Origin of the sequence: Kitasatospora sp. MBT63, from assembly GCF_000710465.2 — a bacterium.
In the GTDB taxonomy this organism is placed as follows: Bacteria; Actinomycetota; Actinomycetes; order Streptomycetales; family Streptomycetaceae; genus Kitasatospora.
Map to the genome: position 1 here is coordinate 1,594 of NZ_JAIZ01000736.1, position 2,568 is coordinate 4,161.

At 77.1% G+C, this 2,568-nt stretch carries 1 protein-coding gene; it reads right to left on the minus strand.

The window, feature by feature from the left end; translation table 11 throughout:
• Nucleotides 1-2,568, minus strand: a 2,568-nt coding sequence (locus AA75_RS38175; RefSeq protein ID WP_304441513.1) for a beta-ketoacyl synthase N-terminal-like domain-containing protein, incomplete at both ends; no start/stop codon positions are given.

Here is a 2,568-nt window from a genome sequence, read left to right on the forward strand (position 1 = left end):
AGCCAGGGGCGGGAGGAGTCCGGCAGGTAGCAGCCGGTGGCGGCGAGCTGCCCGGCCCGTTCGGCAGCCGGACGCTGCCAGCCCGGGACCCCGGGCAGGTAGCCGTGGTGCAGGGCGAACACCGCGCGCAGCAGCCCGGCCATCGCCGCGGCGCCCTGGGCGTCGCCGAGCTGCGCCTTGGCGCTGCCGAGGGCGGGGCCCGGGGTGCCGGCCGGGTGGACGGCGGCCAGCGCGGCGAGTTCCGCGCCGTCCTGGGCGTCGGTGCCGCCGGCGTGCAGTTCCAGGTAGCCGAGCCGCTCGGGCCCGATGCCGGCCTCGGCGAGCGCCTGGCGGGCCGCGTCGGCCAGCGCACCGGCGTCGGCCTCGGGCAGTTCGCCGTCGACGGGGACGGCGTGCCGCACGGCGACGGCGTCCAGCCGGGCGTAGGCGGGGCGGGCGCCCTCGCCGGGCCGGGTGAGCACCACGGCGCCGGCGCCCTCGCCGATCCGCCAGCCCTGGGTGCCTTCGCCGAAGGTCAGCCCGGGGCCGGCCACCGGCGCGCCGTCGGTGCCGTTGACCCGCAGCAGCAGGCTCTCCGGGGAGCCGGCCAGGTCGACGGCGCCGACCAGGACCGCCTCGACGGTGTCGTCGAGCAGCAGCAGCCGGGCCAGCTCCAGGGCCTGGGCGGTGCCGGCGGCCTCGGCGGAGATGGTGAAGGAGGGACCGGTGAGGTTCCACAGCGAGGAGATCCGGCTGGCCATGATGTTGCCGATGTAGCTGAGCACCTCGTTGGCGACGATCGGCTCGTGCACGCCGTCGCGGGCCAGTTCGGTCAGCCGGACCCGCTGGGCCTCGGTGAGGTCGAGCCCCGCCCGGTCGAAGAGCTCGTGCAGGTGGGTGCCGAGCCGGTGGCGGGCCAGGTGCAGGTGGGCGCTGGGCTCGATCTCCATCGCCACCACCACGGCGACCCGGCGCGGCGCCGGTCCGCCCTGGCCGGGGGCGCTGTCGCGGCTGTACCCGGCGTCGCCGAGCGCCTCGTCGGCGACCTCGGACATCAGGGCGTGCTGCAGGTTGTAGTTGCGCAGGTCGGCGGGCGGGATCCGGTGGTCGACCGGGTCGACGCCGACGGAGTCCACGAAGCCGCCCGCGGGAAGCGCGTCGCGGGTGAGTCCGGCGGCGGCGAGCGCGCCGTCCGCGGTCTGCTCCAGGCCGCGCCAGCGGCGCTCGGGCAGCGGCCCGAAGGCATCCTGGCCGTCGTGCACGGCCCGTTCGAACGCGGCGGCGGTGGTCAGCGAGCCGAAGTGGGCGCCGACGCCGACCACGTCGAGCGCGGGCGGTGCGACCGGCTCGGGTGCCGGTTCGCGGGCGGCGGCCGCGTCGGAGAGCACCACGTGTGCGTTGGTGCCGCCGAAGCCGAACGCCGACACCGCGCCCCGGCGCTCCCCCGGCCCGGCGGGCCAGGCGCGGCCGGTGCGCACCAGTGCACCGGCGACCGGGCCGTCGGGGCCGGCGACCGGTTCGGTGACGCCGATGGTCGGCGGGAGCTGGCCGTGCCGCATCGCCAGCACCACCTTGAGCATGCTGCTCAGGCCCGCGACGGTCAGCAGGTGGCCGATGTTGCCCTTGACCGATCCGAGCAGCGGCACCTTGCCGGCCGGGCCGAAGAACGCGGCCACCGAGGCCGCCTCGGTGGCGTCGCCGATCGGGGTGCCGGTGGCGTGGCACTCCAGGTAGTCGATCTCCTGCGGTGCCACGGCCGCGTCGGCGTAGGCGAGTTGGTACGCCCGGTGCTGGCCGGCCTCGCCCGGTACCAGCAGGTGGCGGCCGGCACCGTCGTTGGACAGGCCGATGCCGTCGATCACGGCGTGGATCCGGTCCCCGTCGCGCTGCGCGTCGGCGAGCCGCCGCACCGCGAACATCCCGGCGCCCTGACCGGTCAGGATGCCGGCCGACCGGCTGTCGAAGGGCTGGCTGAACCCGTTCTCCGGGTAGGCGTGCAGGTCCGAGAAGGACAGGTGGATCAGTGTCGGGTCCGGTGCGCAGACCCCGCCGGCCAGCACCAGGTCCGCCTGGCCGGCCGCCAGGTGGTCGCAGGCCAGCTTCAGCGCGTACAGCGCCGAGGAGCAGGCCGCGTCCAGCGCGTACCGGGGGCCGCCGAGGCCGAGCGCGGCACCGACGATCCGGGCCGGGGCGCCACTGACGCGGGCGTCGGCCGGGTCGGCGGCGGGCCCGGCCGGCGAGGCGTCGAGCGGGCCGAGGCCGCCGGCGGCCAGGCCGTCGCGGACCGCCTGCTCGACCAGCGGCAGGCTGATCCGGGCCGAACCGGGCGTCGGGAACGAGTAGTTGCCGAGCACCAGGCCGGTGCGGCCGAGCAGCTCGGGCCGCTCCAGGTGGCCGCTGTCGCGCAGCGCCTCGCGGGCCACGTACAGCGACCAGTGGAACACCCGGTCCAGCCGGGCCAGCCGGTCGGCGGCCAGCCGGTAGCCGGTCGGGTCGAAGGTGAAGTCGCGGACGAAGCCGCCCCTGGTGTTGGTGATCCGGTGCCGCGGGTCGGCGGTGGCGGGATCGGCGGGGGCGCCGGAGATCTCG